The 17,653-nt window shown below is 71.2% G+C and carries 16 protein-coding genes; 4 read left to right on the forward strand and 12 right to left on the reverse strand.

Features of this window, described 5'->3' with window-relative positions:
• Window positions 1-26: 26 nt before the first annotated feature.
• From DFR74_RS01425 to DFR74_RS01475, 11 genes are all read right to left on the reverse strand, one after another.
• Entirely contained in the window at window positions 27-299 is a 273-nt protein-coding gene (locus DFR74_RS01425) for a hypothetical protein (RefSeq protein ID WP_067504009.1), read from the reverse strand.
• Between the two features lie 10 nt (window positions 300-309).
• Entirely contained in the window at window positions 310-606 is a 297-nt protein-coding gene (locus tag DFR74_RS01430; RefSeq protein ID WP_067504011.1) for a hypothetical protein, read from the reverse strand.
• Window positions 607-646: 40 nt separating this feature from the next.
• Entirely contained in the window at window positions 647-1,297 is a 651-nt protein-coding gene (locus tag DFR74_RS01435) for a hypothetical protein (RefSeq protein WP_067504013.1), read from the reverse strand.
• Window positions 1,294-2,181 carry a MinD/ParA family ATP-binding protein gene (locus tag DFR74_RS01440; protein ID WP_067504015.1) on the reverse strand — a complete coding sequence of 296 codons (888 nt, stop codon included), beginning with the start codon at window positions 2,179-2,181 and terminating at the stop codon, window positions 1,294-1,296. The genes DFR74_RS01435 and DFR74_RS01440 overlap by 4 nt, the downstream gene beginning before the upstream one ends.
• A 16-nt stretch (window positions 2,182-2,197) precedes the next feature.
• A complete protein-coding gene (locus tag DFR74_RS01445) occupies window positions 2,198-3,127 on the reverse strand; it encodes a hypothetical protein (protein WP_067504018.1) in 930 nt (309 codons plus the stop codon).
• Between the two features lie 53 nt (window positions 3,128-3,180).
• Window positions 3,181-4,812, reverse strand: coding sequence for a cutinase family protein (locus DFR74_RS01450; RefSeq protein ID WP_067504021.1), 1,632 nt, complete (start codon window positions 4,810-4,812; stop codon window positions 3,181-3,183).
• 566 nt (window positions 4,813-5,378) lie between these two features.
• A complete protein-coding gene (locus tag DFR74_RS01455) occupies window positions 5,379-7,670 on the reverse strand; it encodes a RelA/SpoT family protein (protein WP_228791165.1) in 2,292 nt (763 codons plus the stop codon).
• Window positions 7,671-7,970: 300 nt separating this feature from the next.
• The gene (locus DFR74_RS01460) at window positions 7,971-8,435 is read right to left on the reverse strand and encodes a histidine triad (HIT) protein (RefSeq protein WP_113974909.1); all 465 of its coding nucleotides are present in this window, start codon (window positions 8,433-8,435) and stop codon (window positions 7,971-7,973) included.
• A gap of 174 nt (window positions 8,436-8,609) precedes the next feature.
• Window positions 8,610-9,236, reverse strand: coding sequence for an NUDIX hydrolase (locus DFR74_RS01465; RefSeq protein ID WP_067504033.1), 627 nt, complete (start codon window positions 9,234-9,236; stop codon window positions 8,610-8,612).
• Between the two features lie 15 nt (window positions 9,237-9,251).
• Window positions 9,252-10,505, reverse strand: coding sequence for an adenylosuccinate synthetase (locus tag DFR74_RS01470; protein WP_067504036.1), 1,254 nt, complete (start codon window positions 10,503-10,505; stop codon window positions 9,252-9,254).
• 3 nt (window positions 10,506-10,508) lie between these two features.
• On the reverse strand, window positions 10,509-11,441 hold the full coding sequence (locus tag DFR74_RS01475) for a hypothetical protein (protein WP_067504038.1): 933 nt from the start codon (window positions 11,439-11,441) through the stop codon (window positions 10,509-10,511).
• Between the two features lie 335 nt (window positions 11,442-11,776).
• Between DFR74_RS01475 and DFR74_RS01480 the strand changes: the two genes are divergently transcribed.
• The 4 genes from DFR74_RS01480 to DFR74_RS01495 all read left to right on the forward strand — a co-directional run bounded on the left by DFR74_RS01480 (window position 11,777) and on the right by DFR74_RS01495 (window position 15,919).
• A complete protein-coding gene (locus DFR74_RS01480; RefSeq protein ID WP_067504040.1) occupies window positions 11,777-13,162 on the forward strand; it encodes a helix-turn-helix domain-containing protein in 1,386 nt (461 codons plus the stop codon).
• 142 nt (window positions 13,163-13,304) lie between these two features.
• Window positions 13,305-14,135, forward strand: a complete 831-nt coding sequence (locus DFR74_RS01485; protein ID WP_067504043.1) for an isocitrate lyase/PEP mutase family protein — start codon at window positions 13,305-13,307, stop codon at window positions 14,133-14,135.
• Between the two features lie 18 nt (window positions 14,136-14,153).
• Window positions 14,154-15,371, forward strand: a complete 1,218-nt coding sequence (locus tag DFR74_RS01490; protein WP_067504044.1) for an MFS transporter — start codon at window positions 14,154-14,156, stop codon at window positions 15,369-15,371.
• 98 nt (window positions 15,372-15,469) lie between these two features.
• Window positions 15,470-15,919: a TIGR03667 family PPOX class F420-dependent oxidoreductase gene (locus tag DFR74_RS01495; RefSeq protein ID WP_067504047.1), complete on the forward strand. Its 450-nt coding sequence runs from the start codon at window positions 15,470-15,472 to the stop codon at window positions 15,917-15,919.
• A gap of 58 nt (window positions 15,920-15,977) precedes the next feature.
• On the opposite strand, the gene DFR74_RS01500 is transcribed toward DFR74_RS01495, so the two are convergent.
• Entirely contained in the window at window positions 15,978-17,603 is a 1,626-nt protein-coding gene (locus tag DFR74_RS01500) for a peptide ABC transporter substrate-binding protein (RefSeq protein ID WP_084537348.1), read from the reverse strand.
• Window positions 17,604-17,653: the final 50 nt, after the last annotated feature.

Raw genomic sequence — 17,653 nt, forward strand, 5'->3', positions numbered from 1 at the left:
GCCGCTCCCCTCCGGTCCCGGCCGGCTCACGTCGGAAGGAACGCCAACGCGATCCCCGAGGCGGTGCTGGCGACCGTCGCGCCGATGAGGCTCATCAGCACACCGTGCGAGGCGTCGTTGGCCGCCAGGTCGGTGCGGAACGCGATCCACAGGCGGCCCGCGGACAGGATCATCCACGCCAGGCACACCAGCAGCACGAACCACAGCAGCCAGTTGAGCAGCTGCATGATGGGTTCGAGTACCTCGGAGGGCATCTGCTTGTAGGCGGACAGTTCCAGGGACGGTCGCGGCGTCGGCATGGCGCTCCCTCTAGGTGCCGATGACGGCGTTCATGATGGTGCCCGCGCTGGTGGCGACCACGCCGCCGATCATCGCGCCCGCCACCATCTTCGGCGATTCCAGGCCGCCGCCGGTCCACTTCTCCCACGCGAACCGGCCGCCGGCGTAGATGATGCCGCAGACGCCCGACAGCAGCACGAACCAGGTGAGGTAGCGCACCAGCTGCAGGATCTTGTCGGATCCGGGGGGCGCCTCCGGCGTCGGGTTGCCCACCTGGGCCAGCACGGCGCCGTACGCGTCCTGCGCGGCTAGCAGATACATGCTCATCGGATGCCTTTCTCGAGATGTGTTCCGGCGACGCGAACGATCACAGGTGCGCCTCCTGCTCGTCGTCGAAATCCGCTGCGCCGTCGAGCTTCTCACGAACGGTCGCGACGATGTCGGCGCCCAGTTCGCGGACCTCGGGCGGCACCTCGGTGAGCGGGTCGACGCGGCGTTTGCGCTCGGGGACCGGATCGCCCGGCGTCCACACCGGCAGCTGTTCCGGCTCGACCAGCGTCCATTCCTCGTACCAGGGCACCTGCCACAGCGGACCCGCCAGCGAGCCGACCACCTCGCGGTAGCGGCGGATCTCGGCGGGCATCTTGCCGGGCCGGGCGGCCACGGTGATCAGGCCGAGCACTTCCGAGGGGCCGCCGAAGCCGAAGTGGTGCTGGCGCAACAGGTCGTGCGCGCGGGTGAGCCCGGCGATGGTCTCCCGGGCGACGAGGACGACGAAGGGCGATTCGCGCTCGAAGACGCCGGGCCAGCGGCGGCTCGAATCCGCCGCGGGCGCAAGCACATGCGCGAGCGTAGTGGCTCCGGAACCGCCGTGCACACCCAGCAGCCACAGCAGCGGCGCGCGGCCGATGCCGGGCACCGGACGGTCCCACACCGGGGCACGGCGCGACTCCGGCGGGGCGACGACGCCCGCCGGGCGCGGGGCGAGTTTGCGGCGAATCCTCATGGCGGCCGTCATGATGCCACTCCGGCGAGCAGTCGCCCATAAGCCCTGCGTGTCTCGGGCGCGAGCGCGGTGTGCCGGACGAGTTCACCGCGCGCCAGGTGCGGGTCGTAGGGCACCTCGGCGATATCGCGGACCCAGCCCGACAGGTGTTCGCGCAAATGGTCGGCAACCCGGGAATCGCCGCCCGGCTGCTGGTGCGAGACGACGATGGTGGCATCGCCGACGATGCCGTTGCCCTGCCCCTCGCTCGACTCGCCGAACTGGTCGTCGAGCCACTCCAGCGTGACGCGCAGCCGGTTCGCCGCGTCGGGGCGCGACGGGATCGCGAGGATGAGCGCGACATCGGCGTCGTCGAGCAGCGGGCGCAACTGGCGGCCCGCGATCGGGCTGCCGCCGTCGTATACGGCGGTGAAGCCCGCGACCTCCACGGCGCGCGCGACCGTGAGGTAGGTGGCGCGCCTGCGCAGCGGCGTCTCGTCGCGCCACAGCAGGCCGATGCCCGAGGTGGCGCGCGACAGGCATTCCTTGAGCGGCGCCGGTTCGTCGTCGCCGCGCCCGTACAGCCAGGATTGCAGGCTGATCGGGTGCAGGTGCTCGTCGGCGCCGCGCAGCGCCAGATCGCTGCCCGCGGCCGTCGCGTCCACCGCCACGGTCGGCGTGCCCGCCGCGCCCAGTTCCCCCGCGATGCCCAGCGCCGTGGTGGTGGTGCCCGCGCCGCCGCAGCCGCCCACCACCAGGATCGGGCGCTGCCCTGGATCGCCGTCCCCGCCGTCCCCGCCGTCGTCGCCGCGCTTGCCGCGCCGCAGTCGTACCACCGGAGCCTTGGCGCGCGCCTGGCGTCCCGGCGGGGCGCCCTCGGCGGCCTCGTCGAGCCAGCGGCTCCAGTCCTCTCCCATCGTTCTCAGCTCTCTTTCATCCGGCCGTGATGCCCGTGATCAGGGTGCGGCCGCCGATCACCGCGGTGGTGACCGTCTGCTTGTTGTACGTGGCCGGCGCGCCGCCCGGCCGGTACTCGGTGACCTCCACCGAGTACGTGTGCTCGCCCACCGTCGCGATGCGCACGCAGTGCGTGGTGCCCGCGGGGACGCTGTCGATGCCGCGCTGGATGAGCGGCGCGGGCGAGATGGGCGCGTCCGGCGCGACCACCGCCCTGGCCCGCTCGCCGGAACGCTCGACGTAGTAGGCGTACTGGAAGGCCAGGATGGCGTCGGGGCCGGAGTGGGTGCCGCCGGATTCGGCGCTGCGCACGATCCGGTCCCTCCGCTCCGCCTGGCAGCCGGAGGTGATGCCCGCCTGCGCGCTGCCCGCGGTGAACTGCATCGGCGGCGTCATGGGCGCGGTGGCCGCCCGCTGGCCCGAGGACTGCACCAGGTACAGCGCGCCCGCGGCGGCCAGGGCCAGCAGCACGATCGCGACGATCAGCACGACCACCACGCGCCCGCGCCGCGAGGCGGGATGCTCACGCAGCGACCGGGGCTGCGGCTCGCGCTCGCGCAGGGGTTCGTCGTCGTAGTCGTCGTCCTCCGGCCACGGGAAGTGCACGACCGCGCCGTCGCGCGGGGTGTAGTCGTCGTCGGGGCCGGGCGCGCGGTCGGCGACCCAGTCCGACCAGCCGCCGGTGAACTCGCTGCGCCGGGTGGGCAGATCCGCGGGGATCTCGTTGCGGGCGCGGGCTTCCTCGGGGTCGACCTCGGTCTCGCGAATGTAGTGCGGATACCGTGCCGGGCCCTCGTCCTCGGGGTCGTCCAGGCGCGCCTGATCCTGCTGCGGTGCGGTCGGCGCGCCCGTGTCGGGCTCGAGGGCGTCGTACCATCGCGACAGGTTTTTGTACGACTTCAACATTCCCCCATTCCCGCAGAGAGCACGTGATATCGCATCGTCGGACCTCTCGGCGATCAGTTCGTGGAGAACGGGTAGGCGTTGGCGTCGGTGCCGGGTCGCTCGGTGGGCGGAATCGAGGTCACGCCCCCGGATGAGGCGCCATCGGCTCCTGTCCCGAACGGAAATTGTCCCGTACCGGACGAATTCGGCGTAGCCGACGCGCCGGAACCGCCCCCTGAGAATCCGGTGGGCGGCGCGGGGAGCCGCCCCTGCGGTGCGGCGCCGCCGCCGAAGCGGTCGGCCAGGTCGCGGGCCAGTGCCGCGAACCAATCGGCCACGAAGCGGGTCGGCGCGTCTCCGTTGGCGGCCACCGCCGCGGTGCTGTACGCGCCGTGGCGCTGCACCGTGTCCCAGTACCGCACCCAGGTGGTGAGGTCCAGGAGTTCGCGATTGTCGGTGATGTTCTGTACCACGGCCTGGTACGCCTGGTTCACCAGGCGGGACACCGTGGTGGGGGGCACGAGCTGCGTCGTGGCGTCGATGAGCCGCGCGCCGAGCAGGAACAGTCCCGCGGCCGGGTTGGTCAGGCCCGCGGTGGCCAGCTCCGAGATGGCCGCCGGGTTGAGGACCGAGCGCACCACCGTGGTGACCGCGTTGAGCCCGATCACCCCGACTTTGAGCACGGCGCGGAAGGCGGCGTTCAGGTCCAGCGGGGTGCGCGGATCGGAGGCCTCGGCGAGGCGCTGCGAGATCGACTTCTGCGGCGAGAGCGACAGATTCGCGATCGTGGAGCCCTGCACGTCGTTGTTCACGACGGCGCTCGCGGTCTTGATCGAGGTGTACGCCAGCGCCTGCGCGATGGAGGTGAGCGAGGCGATCGGATCGCCGCCGCTGACCTTCGCCTGGCCCGCGACGCCGGCCACGGCCTTGAGGATGGGCGCGCCTTCCGGTGCGTCGCACGCGAGATCGCCCGCGGCGCAGAAGCTCGCGACGCGGCCGGTGAGCGCGGCGAAGTTGGGCGCGACATCGCGGTCGGGGGCGATGCCGCCGCCGCTGACCGGCGTCTGCGGCAGCGCCGCGATGGTGGCGACGCGCTCGCCCGCCGTGCCCGGCGCGGGATCGGGGGTGTGCTTTCCGGGCGAACCGGGGAACAGGGGCGCTCCGGGGTTGCGGGTGGGATCGGCGAACAAGGCGACGGCCGCGACCTTCTCGGCGGGCAGCACGCCGCGGCCCTGGCCGATCTCCTGCGCGAACAGGGACGCCACGTGCGCGCCCTGCGAGTAGCCGACGATCGCGAACCGGGTGTCGGCGCAGCGGGCGGCGACGTCGCGCGCCATGTCCCGCAGCCTGGTCAACCCGCCTTGCACGGACTCCGCGTAGGGCACCGGGGCGCCGCCGGTGAAGCCGCCGAATCCGGATTCGTAGGGCACGTACGCGCGCGCCACCAGGCTCGGGTCGGCGGCCCTGGCCAGCAGCGGCATGAAGACGGTGGAGAGCATGCCGGTGTCGGTGGTGGGCGCCGCGTCGGGCGAGGATTCCCCCGTGCCCTGAATACCCAAGGCGTACAGGGCGGGACAGCCGGCGACCGGCAGGGTCGGGCTCGCGGAATCCGGCGGATCGGCGTACGCGGAACCGGCCGTCGCGGTGGCGACGGCGACGGTGGTCGCTGCCACCAGTCCCGCGAGTCGTACCGAATGATCAGTCATAGCGATCCGCAATCAGTTCCCGTTGCCGCGACTACCCTCAACGCCATGAAACGCAATAGACCGTAACAGATTCCGGCTATTACTGTCGCACCTGCGAAAACTTTCCGCGAAAGGTGGCAGCCTACCCGATATATCCGGGCGTGACCCGGAACTCGACCCGGCAAGTTTCCGATCGGCGCACGCGAGAGTGCCACGGGGAGACCGAAATTCGCCAAATATTTGCCAGAGTGGCCGGAGTGTGGTCGGCAAACCTGCGGCCCGCCGGCGACTCGACCGGTGGGCACCCGACCCGGAAGCACCTTGCGATGGTAGACCCGATCGCACACGGATGAGACCGCTATCCCACGATGTGGACGTACTGACATGGTCCCGGACAACTGACCGCACGATAGGAAGTCAGCCGCGTCAGGCGACGCTGTCCGGGTTCGTCACACCAGGCCGCGAGACACCCCGAATCGACGGTGGCACAACACCATCGGGGCCCGCGATGCCGAGACGCGCACGGCGGGAACGTGACCGGCGCGCTCACCCCGCGAGCCGCACCGGGCGGGCATTGCGCGCCCGGATCAGGTAGCCGACGTCACGCGGTAGACGTCGTACACGCCCTCCACGTTGCGCACCACGTTCAGCAGGTGCCCGAGGTGCTTCGGATCGCCCATCTCGAAGGTGAATTTGCTGATCGCCACGCGGTCGCCGTGCGTGGTGACCGACGCGGACAGGATGTTCACCTTCTCGTCGGCCAGCACCTTGGTCACGTCGGACAGCAACCTGGTGCGGTCCAGCGCCTCGATCTGGATGGCCACCAGGAACACCGACGAGGGTGAGGGCGCCCACTCCACGTCGATGATCCGCTCGGCCTGTTCCTGCAACGACCCGGCGTTGGTGCAGTCGGTGCGGTGCACGCTCACCGCGCCGCCGCGGGTCACGAAGCCCAGGATCTCGTCGCCCGGCACCGGGGTGCAGCACTTGGCCAGCTTGGCCACCGTGCCCGGCGCGCCGGGAATGAGCACGCCCGCGTCGCCCGTGACGCGCTGACGGCTCGGCGTGGTGGACGGCGTGGACCGCTCGGCGAGCTCGTTCTCCACGTCGCCGATGCCGCCGAGCTGGGCCATGAGCCGCTGCACCACGTGGTGCGCGGAGACCTGGTGCTCGCCGACGGCGGTGTAGAGCGTGGAGATGTCGGAGTAGTGCAGTTCGTGCGCGACCGCCGTCATCGCGTCCACGCTCATCAGGCGTTGCAGCGGCAGCCCGACGCGGCGGACCTCCTTGGAGATCTGCTCCTTGCCGCTCTCGAGCGCCTCCTCGCGGCGCTCCTTGGCGAACCACTGCCGGATCTTGGCCTTGGCGCGCGGGGAGACGACGAAGTTCTGCCAGTCGCGGCTGGGGCCCGCGTTCTGCGCCTTGGAGGTGAAAACCTCGACCACTTCACCGTTTTCGAGCTGGCGCTCCAGCGCGACCAACCGGCCGTTCACGCGCGCGCCGATGCAGCGGTGGCCCACCTCGGTGTGCACGGCGTAGGCGAAGTCGACCGGCGTGGACTTCTGCGGCAGCGTGATCACATCGCCCTTCGGCGTGAACACGAAGATCTCCGGCGACTTCAGGTCGAAGCGCAGCGACTCCAGGAACTCGGCCGGATCGGCGGCCTCCCGCTGCCAGTCGAGCAGCTGGCGCATCCAGGCCATGTCGTCGACCTCGGCGGAGTCGCCGGAGTGCCTGCCCTTGGTCTCCTTGTAGCGCCAGTGCGCGGCGATGCCGAACTCCGCCGTCCGGTGCATATCCTGGGTGCGGATCTGCACTTCCAGCGGCTTGCCGTCGGGCCCGACGACGGTGGTGTGCAGCGACTGGTAGACGCCGTAGCGCGGCTGGGCGATGTAGTCCTTGAACCGGCCCGCCATCGGCTGCCACAGCGAGTGCACCACGCCGACCGCGGCGTAGCAGTCGCGCACCTCGTCGCACAGGATGCGGATGCCGACCAGGTCGTGGATGTCGTCGAAGTCCTTACCTTTGACGATCATCTTCTGGTAGATCGACCAGTAGTGCTTCGGGCGGCCCTCGACGATCGCGTTGATGCGGGACGCGGCCAGCGTGTTGACGATCTCGGCGCGCACCTTGGCCAGGTAGGTGTCGCGCGAGGGCGCGCGGTCGGCCACCAGGCGCACGATCTCGTCGTACTTCTTGGGGTGCAGGATCGCGAACGCGAGGTCCTCGAGCTCCCATTTGACCGTGGCCATGCCGAGGCGGTGGGCCAGCGGGGCGATGACCTCGAGGGTTTCCTTGGCCTTCTTGGCCTGCTTCTCCGGCGGCAGGAAGCGCATGGTGCGCATGTTGTGCAGGCGGTCGGCCACCTTGATCACCAGCACGCGCGGATCGCGGGCCATCGCGATGATCATCTTGCGGATGGTCTCGGCCTCGGCGGCGGCGCCCAGGTTGACCTTGTCCAGCTTGGTGACGCCGTCGACCAGGTGGGCGACCTCTTCGCCGAAGTCGGCGGTGAGCTGCTCCACGGAGTAGCCGGTGTCCTCGACGGTGTCGTGCAGCAGGGCGGCCACCAGCGTGGTGGTGTCCATACCGAGTTCGGCGAGGATGTTCGCGACGGCCAGCGGGTGGGTGATGTAGGGGTCGCCCGACTTGCGGAACTGGTGGGCGTGGCGCTCGTCGGCCACGTCGAAGGCCCGCTGGAGCAGGTTCAGGTTGGCCTTCGGGTACAGCTCACGGTGCACGGTGGCCAGCGGCTCGAGCACCGGCTTGACCGCCGCGATGCCGCGCTGACCGGTCATCCGGCGGGCCAGGCGGGCGCGCACGCGGCGCGAGGCCGAGGTGGGCACGGCCGCCGTGGCGCCGGGCTGGCGCTGCGGCATGGTGTTCGGCGTCACCTTGGGCGCGGGCGAACTCACCGAGGTGGGCGCCGTGCCGTTCGCCTTCGAGGCGGTACCCGCCGATTGCTCGACATTCGCCTCGACCGAGTGCTGAGTCATGCCACCACCTCTCCACGCCGCGATCGGAACACCCTAACCGACCGCTGCAACCGCCCAGACCACAACTTTAGTCCCCCGGGCGACACGCCGTCCGACGCGCGGAAGAAGCGGGCCGAACCGTGCCCGTCCCGTGGCCGGCGCGGGAGTGCGCAGCGGCCTCGACGATGCGGATGCCGGACGCCCTCACCTCGGCGGGGATATCGGGGCCGGGTCCGAGAACCGCTCCCTGAGGCGAGCGCACAGGCGCTCGAGCGCATCCGTATCGAAGGGCGGGGCGTCGGCCCACAAGTCCGGCGAGTGCCACGGCACGTCGTCCGGGGTGTCGTGGTCCCGGGCGAAAACGTGCTGGTGGAAGTGCTCCCAGGTGATGCCGGTGATCTTGGAGAACACGTACCGGGGCGCGAGTTCGCGGCGCAGGACGCGCGCGGCGCGCGCCGCCGCCTGCCCGATCGCGGCGCCCTCGGCATCGGTCAGATCGGGGAAGCCGCCGGTGGTGTGCCGACGGGGTTCCACGAACAGATAGCCGGGCAGCCGGCCCTCCGACAGCGGACGGTGCGTGACGACCACGAGGTCGTCCTCGAACAGCACCGGCCCCACCAGTGGACCCTCACCCCGATGCTTGGCGCAGATATCGCATGGTCTCCCCACCGCTCGAGAATAGAGCGGCGCGCCCCGTCGGACCCACCCATTCACTTCGGACGAGTCGAACGCGCCGGACGGGCCTCGCCTCGGGCGCGGACCACGTCGAGACCGGACAGCGAGGTCGGTCGCTCAGGGGCACAGCCGAAGAGGTGACGCGAGCACTCGGCGGCAGGTGTGTGCCTACTCTCCCGGCTCGAACGCCCAGACGGCGGCGGGACGGCCGGTGGCCCGGGTACGGCGGCGCTCTTCGGTGCGGTGCAGGCCGGGCACGGCGGCGAGGGTGCGGTTCAGGTTGGCGGGGTCGGGGCGCGTGCCGAGCAGCGAGGCGGCCAGGTCGACGGCGCGGGTGGCGGGGAATTCGGGTCCGAGCAGGGCGCGGGTGAAGGCCACGTCCTTCCACAGCAGCCGGGCCAGCAAGCCGCGGGCGACCTCGAGGATGCGGTTGTGGTCGAACGCCAGCGCGGGCACCTCGTCGAACGGCACCCAGTCGGCGGGACCCTCGTGCGGGGCGACGACCGCCCACATCGCGAGGGAGAGGGTGGGGCCGCGGGGATCGCGGTTGGGTTCGTCGAAGGTGATCAGCTGACCGACCGCGCCGATCGCCGCCTCCGGCACCCCGAGTTTCGTGTGCACGGCGCGGCGAGCGGCCACCGCCAGCCGCTCGCCGCGCCCGAGCAGCACGCCGGGCAGGGCGAGTTCGCCGGTGAAGGGTTCGTGGGCGCGGGGCGCGACGCCGAGGGTGACGCCGGCGTCGTCCGCCCAGAACCGCAGCGCCACCACGTCGACCGAGACAACGGATTGATCCACGACCGCCCATCCTCCTCAGGCGGCGGCCTCCGCGCGAGCCGGGGTGCGATCCGCGCGGTCGGGACCGCCGGCGGTGAGCACCACCGGCGCGCCGAGCGTGCGCTCGAACCACGAGATCCGGTCGGCCGGTAGTTCGGTGAGCACCGGCTCGGCGGTGGACAGCAGCTCGGTCAGCCGGCGCTGATGGTCGAGATCCTGCCACCGGCTGAGCGGCAGGTCCGTCACCACACCGCCGTCGGTCAGGTAACCGCTTGCCGCCCAGCCTGTTCCGGCGGCGTCGAGGTGGTTGACGGCCAACCCGTCGATCCCGCCGCACGCCGCGACGGCGTAGCGCAACAGGATCGGGTCCAGGTGCCCGAGCCGGAACCCGCCCTGGTAGCGCCCGAACGTGTTGTGCGGCTCGGGAATATCCAGCGCGGCGTCCTCGGTGGGCAGCGGGCCCGCGCCGTGGCGGGTCTGGTAGGTCCTGGTCACGCCGAGCGTGTACGCGGTGGCGCCGATCTCGGCCAGCATCGCCCGCGCGTGGCGCGGCTCGACCGTCGACCAGGTGGTGTGCGGGTGGAATCCTCGCCACTCGTCCAGCAGGGCGCCCTGCGCGCCCTCGAACACCAACCGCCCGCGCCGCGCGAGCACCGCCAACTCCCCCTCGCCCACGATCCGCACCGCCGCGGCGAACTCGCGATACATGTCGACCAGGTCGTCGATCGGCTCGTACCGGTGCTCACTCGGCGCGATCAGCGCACCGTAATGCGCCGCCAGCGAACGCAATTTCGCCCGCAGCACTCTCGGATTCCGGCAGTCGCCCACGGTGGGCGCGTCCAATTCCAAGGCGTACGAGGCGGTTTCCCCGATTCCCCGTCCGCACGACCCGTGCCTGCGGTCCCCGCGCGCGTCCTCGCGCGCCCGGTTGGCCGCGATGTGGATCGGTGTGGTGAGCAACGCCCGCTCGTCGATTCGTATCAGCGACAACGGATCACGCACGCCACGTGCGGCCAAGCGCTCCGCCTCCGAGGCCAGCGCGATCGGTTCCACCAGCATGTGCCGCGACAGCAGGGTCGGCACGCCCGCGAAGGTCCCCGACCCGAACTGTGAAAACGTATGGTGCCGACCGCCGGTCACGACGTTGTGCGCGGCCTGCGCACCTCCGTTGAAGCGGACGACGGCGGACACCCCGCGTTCCGTGCGCCGCGCGCACAGCCAGTCCACCGTCGCCCCCTTCCCCGCGTCACCGAAACCCAGATCGACCACGATGATGTGCGGTTCGCTCATCGCTCAGCTCGATCCCCTGGGCAGGGCCCGGCGCGGGCCGAGCGCCTTGCGCACCGAGGTCATCTCGGCGACCGAGCCGACGTCGCGCAGGTCGGCCAGCCCACCGTCGAGGTCCACGCGCCCCTCCCCCAGCCCGATGGTGAGCGCGATGAGCTCGCACACGGCCGCCGGATCGTCCAGCTTCAGGAAGTTCTGGCCGAGCAGCGCGGTCCAGTGCCGCTCGATTTCCGGATCGTCGTAGTAGCTGGACTGCTTCGGCAGGATGTAGTGCACGTGCCAGCGCTGCTGGAGTTCCCGGTAGATCGACTCCACCCGCACGTCCTGGCGCACGTGATCGCCGATGATGCCGCGGATGTGGCGCGAGGCCAGACGGGGCTTGTTCAGCTCGTCGCCGATGAGGAACAGGTAGCCGCGCTTCCCGCGCTGCTCCCACGCGTCGGTGACGACATGGGTGGCCATGAAATACGCCGCCAGCTCGTAGCTTTCGGACTTCTGCCCGCCACCGCCGCCCTCCAGCAGGATGTTGCGCAGCTGCTCGTCCATCCGGTTGTCCGATTCGAACTGCCCGACCTGCAACGGCACCCGGTCGGTGTCGGCGTCGCCGACCGCGCCGAACAGGATCTGCGGATCGTCGGCGTACTTCTTGCGCTGCAACAGCCCGTGCAGTTTGCCGAGCTTGTCCTGCATGACGATCGGCACCTGCCGCATCGAGCCGGTCACATCGAACAGCACCGCGATCGGCAGCGACGCCCCGTGCTCGGCGGAGTCGCGGCATTCGCGCGTGACGCCGAGCGGATCCAGGTCCGGATGCGCCGTCCAGCTCGCGTACGGCTGCGCCCGCATATCGGCCGTGTAGCCGAAGTCGTCGATCCCCCGGCTGGCCCGGTAGGTCTTGCCCGCCCGGTACGCCGAATCGTCCCAATGTCCGTATCCCATATCGGATCTCCTCCCGTGATGTGTTTTAGTTTAAATGACCAAAATTGTTTTGGTCAAGTAGTCCACAACAAGTGCGACGGGCGGACCGGCCGCACCGCGCGAGTCAGGGTTGGACGGCACGTCGCCTGGTGCACGCCACGGCGACGCCGTTAGTTCATCCGGCGATTGGACGATCTCGGAACGGGAAACCGGACTCGCCGGACGCGCGGTGCCGCGTCCCCCGGGACGCGACCGTGAAAGCGCGCGTCACGGGGGAAGCCGACACGGTCGTCGGCTACCAGGCTGCGGCACCGGGGCAGGGTGTGCCGCGACGCAGGCAGGGAGTGGTAGCACCGATGGGGAGACGAGAGAAGCCGATCGATGCCGGATCGGGTCCGGTCGCCGCGTTCGCGAGCGATCTACGCAAACTCCGCGCGGCCGCGGGCAATCCGTCCTATCGGCAACTGGCGAGTGCGGCCCTGTACTCCCCGTCGGTCCTGTCGGACGCGGCGGGCGGCCATCGGCTGCCGACCTTGCCCGTCACGCTGGCCTTCGCGCGGGCGTGCGGCGGCGATCCCGACGAGTGGGAGCAGCGCTGGCGCGTGGCGCGCGGCGACGGCGCGCCCACCGAACCGCTGCCCGTACTGCCGGGCGAGGAGGCCGGCGAGTCCGGCAGGCCGCGGCCCGCGCAACTGCCGATCGGCCCGCACGACTTCGTCGGGCGCACGGCCGAATTCGAGAGCGCGCTCTCGGCGACGGCGGGCATGGCCGACTCCCGCGTCCCGGTCGTGGTGCGCGGCCCGATCGGCATCGGCAAGACCGCGTTCGCGCTGCGGTTCGCGCACCGGCTCACCAGCGACTTCCCGGACGGGCAGCTGTTCGCGGACCTGTCCGCCCGGCGCGGCGAGATGGCCGAGCCGATGGAGGTGATGGCCGGATTCCTGCACGCGCTGGGCGTGCCGCCCGATCAGGTGCCCGGCGACGATATGCACCGGATCGGCCTGTACCGGTCCATGCTGGCCGAGCGGCGCGTGGTGGTGCTGCTGGACAACGTGCGCGACGAACCGCAGGTGCGTCCACTGCTGGCGCGCTCGCTCAACAGCCAGATCGTGATCACCAGCCGGGCCCGTCTGCTCGGCCTCGACGGTGTGCGCCGGATCGCGTTGGGCCCCTTGCCCGCCGGGGCGTCGGAGGATCTGCTGCGCCTGCTCATCGGCGAGGACCGGGTGCGGGCCGAATCGGCCGCCGCCGGGCGGATCGCCCGGTTCTGCGAGCATCTGCCGCTGGCGCTCACCATCGCCGGACGCAAGATCGCCGCGCAGCCGGGGCGCAGGCTGTCCGAGATCGCGGCGCGCCTGGGCGAGGGTGTGAACGTGGCCGACTGGTTGCGCATCGGCGACGTGGGCCTGGCCGACGCGGTGCTGCCCGCCTACCTCGCGCGCCCGCCGCTGGCCAAGCACGTGCTGCACATGCTGGCCGGCGGCGCCGGCGAGGTCACCCCGGCCACGCTCGCGCGGACGCTGCACCTGTCGATCGAGTCGGCGGAGTACGCGATGGACAGCCTCATCGACGGCGGCCTGCTGCACGTGCTGACCGAACCGGAGCGGTACGTGATGCCGCCGCTGCTGGGCCGGTTGCTCGCGCAGGAGGCCGACCGCTTCGCGTTGCGGCGCGGCCCCGACGACGAGTCCGATCCGCTGCGCGCCGCCATCGGCTTCGACGACCGCGGTTATCGCCGGTGAGCCCGAAGATGTTGTCCGGCTTTGACGTTCGATTGTCCGCACCCGGCGCCGACGGGGCGCCGGAGGCGGCGCGCGGGGTTAGGTTCGTCGCGTTCGACCAGTTACGTGCACAGATCCGGGATTCGACTCAGGAGGAGCCGACGTGGCGCAGGACAACCAGCAGGACCGGGCCGAGGCATTGCGGGCGTGGCACGCGGAGGGCACCTTCGTGCTGCCCAACGCCTGGGACCCGATCAGCGCGGCGGTGATCGCGCAGGCCGGGGCGGTCGCGATCGCCACCACCAGCGCGGCCGTGTCGTGGGCGCTGGGCCGCACCGACGGCCAGCGGCTGAGCAGGGACGAGGCGGCGGGCCAGGTGGCCAGGATCGCCGCGGCGGTGGACGTGCCCGTCACGGCCGATATCGAGGGCGGTTACGGACCGACTCCCCAGGACGTGGCCGCCACGGTCTCGGCCGTGATCGCGGCGGGCGCGGTGGGGATCAACCTCGAGGATTCCACCGCCCCCGGCGGGCCGCTGTTCGAGCCCGGCGACCAGGCCGCGCGCCTGCGCGCCGCGCGCGACGCCGCTGCGGCCGCGGGGCTGCCCGCGCTGGTGATCAACGCGCGCACCGACGTCTACCTGTTCGGCATCGGCGAGCCCGCGGGCCGCTTCGACGACGTGCTGGCCAGGGCCGCCGCCTACGCCGAGGCGGGCGCGGACAGCCTGTTCGTGCCGGGCCTGCTCGACCTGGACACCCTCGCCGATCTGGTGGGCAAATCGCCGCTGCCGGTGAACGTGATGGTCGGCCCCGGCGCGCCCGCCGTGCCCGAGCTGGCGGCGATCGGGGTGCGCCGGGTCAGCCTCGGCCCGGCACTCGCGCAGGCCGCCTACGGCCAGGCCGCGGCCGCCGCGCGGGAACTGCTCGGCGCGGGCACCTACACGGCGCTGGACGGCGCGCTCGATTTCGGCGCCGTCGAAGCGCTGCTGCGCTGAGACCGAAGGATTCCCGCGATGAACGCCACGAAAACCGACGAGCGCGACGGGGTGCTCGCCATCCTGCGACAGACGCCGCGCCCGGTGCTGTTCCTGCTGGCGGGCGTGCTGATCAACCAGCTCGGCGCCTTCGTCCAGACCTTCCTGGTCCTCTACCTGATCCACCGCGACTTCTCCGTCGGGCAGGCGGGTCTCACGCTCACCGCCTACAGCGCGGGCGCCATCTTCGGCACCATGCTCGGCGGCGAGCTGGCCCACCGGCTGGGTCCGCGCGCGACGATCATCACGGCCATGACCGGGTCGGGACTGCTGCTCACGGCGATCCCGTTCCTGGCCACGCCGGGCCTGTTCGCGCCCCTGCTGGTCGCGGTGGCCGCGACCGGTCTGGTGACGCAGGCCTACCGCCCCGCGGCCGCGCTGATGCTCGGCGATCTGATGCCCGAAGAGCACCGGGTCATGGGCTTCTCCATGATGCGGATCGCGCTCAACGCCGGTGCGGCGCTGGCCCCGCTGCTGGCGGCGGGCATCATCCTCATCGACTGGAACCTGCTGCTGTGGCTGGACGCCGCCACCGCCTTCGCCTACGCCGCGCTGGTGCTGCTGCTGGTGCCGAACGTCACCGCCGTGCGCGATACCGACGACGAGCCCGAGACCACGGGCGCGGGCTACGGGGTGATCCTGCGCGACCGCCGCTACCTGTTCTTCCTGGCCTCGTGCCTGCTCGGTTCGGTGATCTACGTGCAGTACATCGTCGCGCTGCCGCTGAACCTGTCGGCCGAGGGCTTCTCCACCGGCCTGTACAGCGCCGTGCTGGTCACCGCGTCGGTGGTGCTGATCCTGTGCGAGCTGAAGATCACCGCCTACGTCAAGCACCTGAGGGCGCCGCTGGTGGCGGCCGTGGGCACCGCGATCATGGGGCTCGGTGTCGCGGGCTACGCCTTCGCCGGGTTCGGCGCAGCGCCCGTGCTGCTGGCCACGGTGGTGTTCGTGTTCGGTGTGATGGTGAACGGGCCCACCATGTTCGCGCATCCGTCGTCGTTCCCCGCCGCCGTGCGCGCCCGCTACATCGGCACACACCAGGCCACGTTCGGACTCGGCATGGCGCTGGGCCCGACGCTGGGCGTGCTGGCGTGGGAGTGGCTCGGCACCGGGATCTGGCCGCTGCTGGGCGGGCTCGGGCTGGCCGCCGCCTGGTTCGCCTACGCGGGGATGCGCGAGAACGACAGCGCCACTTGATCATCCGGCACGCTCGACCCGTCCGCCCGGCACGCGCACCGTGCCGGGCGGACGGCGTTCGCGTGTCACTCCCCCACACCCACTCCCCGAGGACGATCATGACCCTGCTTTCGCGCCTGCCCGAAGACCGCCGCGCCCACGTGGAGGCCCGGCTGCACAGCAACCTCATCGCCTGGCTCACCACCGTGCGCCCCGACGGGAGCCCGGCCAGCGTGCCGGTGTGGTTCCTGGCCCGCGAGGACGGCACCTTCCTGCTCTACAGCCAGCCCGGCAAGCGGAAACTGCGCAATATCGAGGCGAATCCGCGCGTGAGCCTCGCGCTCGACGTCACCGATATCGGCCGCGACATCGTGCGGGTCGAGGGCACCGCCGCCCGCGCCGAGGGCGTGCCGCCCGCCCACGAGGAGCCGCGCTACGCCGCCAAGTACGCCGAGCGGATCGGCGCCATGTTCGGCACACCGGAGGCGTTCGGCACCCTGTTCACCGAGGCGGTGATCATCACGCCGCACCGCCTGCACGTCAGCGGCGGCGTCACTTCGCTCGACTGACGGCACGCGAAAGGCGGTGACATCCCTTGGACGCCAACGCCTTCCGGCCCGGGTCATCTCACGCCAGGCGCACCGCGAACAGGTCCAGTTGCAGCAACTGCGAGACGGCCACATCGGTGATCCGGGTGGACCACCCGGACTGCACCTTCTGGAACCACAGCGGGATCGCCGGCATATCGGCCAGGATCAGGCGCTCGGCCTGCTGATACCGCGCCCAGCCTTCCCGTTCGGTGGGTGCGGCGTCGGCGGCCGCCAGCAGCGCGTCGACCTCCGGATTCGAGTAGCCGGTACCGTTCACGCCCGCGCCGGTGCGGAACACCGGGTTCAGGAAGTTCTCGATGGACGGGTAGTCCGCCACCCAGCCGGACCGGAACACCGTGGTCATCGTCCGCTCGTTGATGCGCGCCCGGAACTCGCCGAAGGTGGGCACGGGCGCGTAGCGGCACTCCCGGCCCAGCGCGGCCGTGATGGTCTCGCAGGTCGCGTCGATCCAGACCTGGTTGGCCGAGTCGTCGTTGGAGCTCAGCTCGATCGGACCTCGGAATCCCGTGGCCTCGAACAGTTCCCGCGCCCGCGCGGGATCGTGGACGCACAGGTCACCGCACTGGTTAGCGACATGGCCGGGCACCTTGGCGGGCACCAGCCCGTCGGCCAGGATCTTGTCACCGTCGAAGGCCTTGTCCACCACGTACTTCCGGTCGATCGCCATCGAGATCGCCTGTCGCAGGCGCGGATCGGCGTAGCGGGAGTCATAGACCGGGAACGACAGCGACTGCACACCCAGGTAGGTGTGGGACAGGTTGCGCCCCGGCAGTTCCGCCTTGTACCGGCCGCCCGCCAGCGCGTCGGCGGGAACGAAGTCGAGGTAGTCCAGCGCGCCGGCCACCACGTCGGCGTAGGCGTCCTCGAGCGCCGCGTAGAACCGGAACTCGACGCCCTCCACCTGCGGCTTGCGCGCGCCGCCGTACTCGTCGTACCGGTGCACGACGATGTTCGCGCCTGGCTCGTGCGACGCGAAACGGAAGGGGCCGTTGCCGATCGGGTGGCGCGCGGACCCGTCCGGATCGGCGAAGAACGACGCGGGCAGCGGGAAGTACGCCGCGTACCCCAATTGGGTGGGGAACGCCGACAGCGGTGCCGACAGCGTCACCTCGAACGTGCGGTCGTCGACCACGCGCAGGCCGGACATCTCGGTCGCGGCACCCGCGTGCACCTCGGAGTAGCCGGCGATGTTCGACAGGTACGGCCCACCCTGCAAGGCATTGGGGCCGTAGGCCGTGTGGTTCCACGCATCCACGAAACTCGTTGCGGTGACGGGGCTTCCGTCGTGGAAGGTCCAGCCCGGTCGCAGGGTGATCGTGTAGACGCGCGAGTCGGCGGTGGTGATCGACTCGGCGACGGCGTTGCGCGGTTCGGCCGTGTCGGTGTCGTATTCGACCAACCCGGTGAACAGGGCGCCCACGATCTTCACGGTGTCGCGATCGGTCGCGTCGCCCGGGACGAGCGGGCGCTGCGGTTCGGTGCCGTTGTAGCTGATGATGCCGCGGTCGCCGGTCTCCTGCTCCTCGGAACAGGCGACGGTGAGCAGCGCGAGAGACGAGAGCGCCAGCGCGCCCGCCACGACGCGCCGCGCGAGTGACCGGATCCGTACCGGCGGCCCGCCGGTGGCGTGGTGTGTGCTCATCTGGCCAGCTCAGCAGAGCGCGGCGTTGACCGGTGGGGTCGCAGGGCAAG

This window comes from Nocardia puris, assembly GCF_003315035.1.
Taxonomy (GTDB): Bacteria; Actinomycetota; Actinomycetes; order Mycobacteriales; family Mycobacteriaceae; genus Nocardia; species Nocardia puris.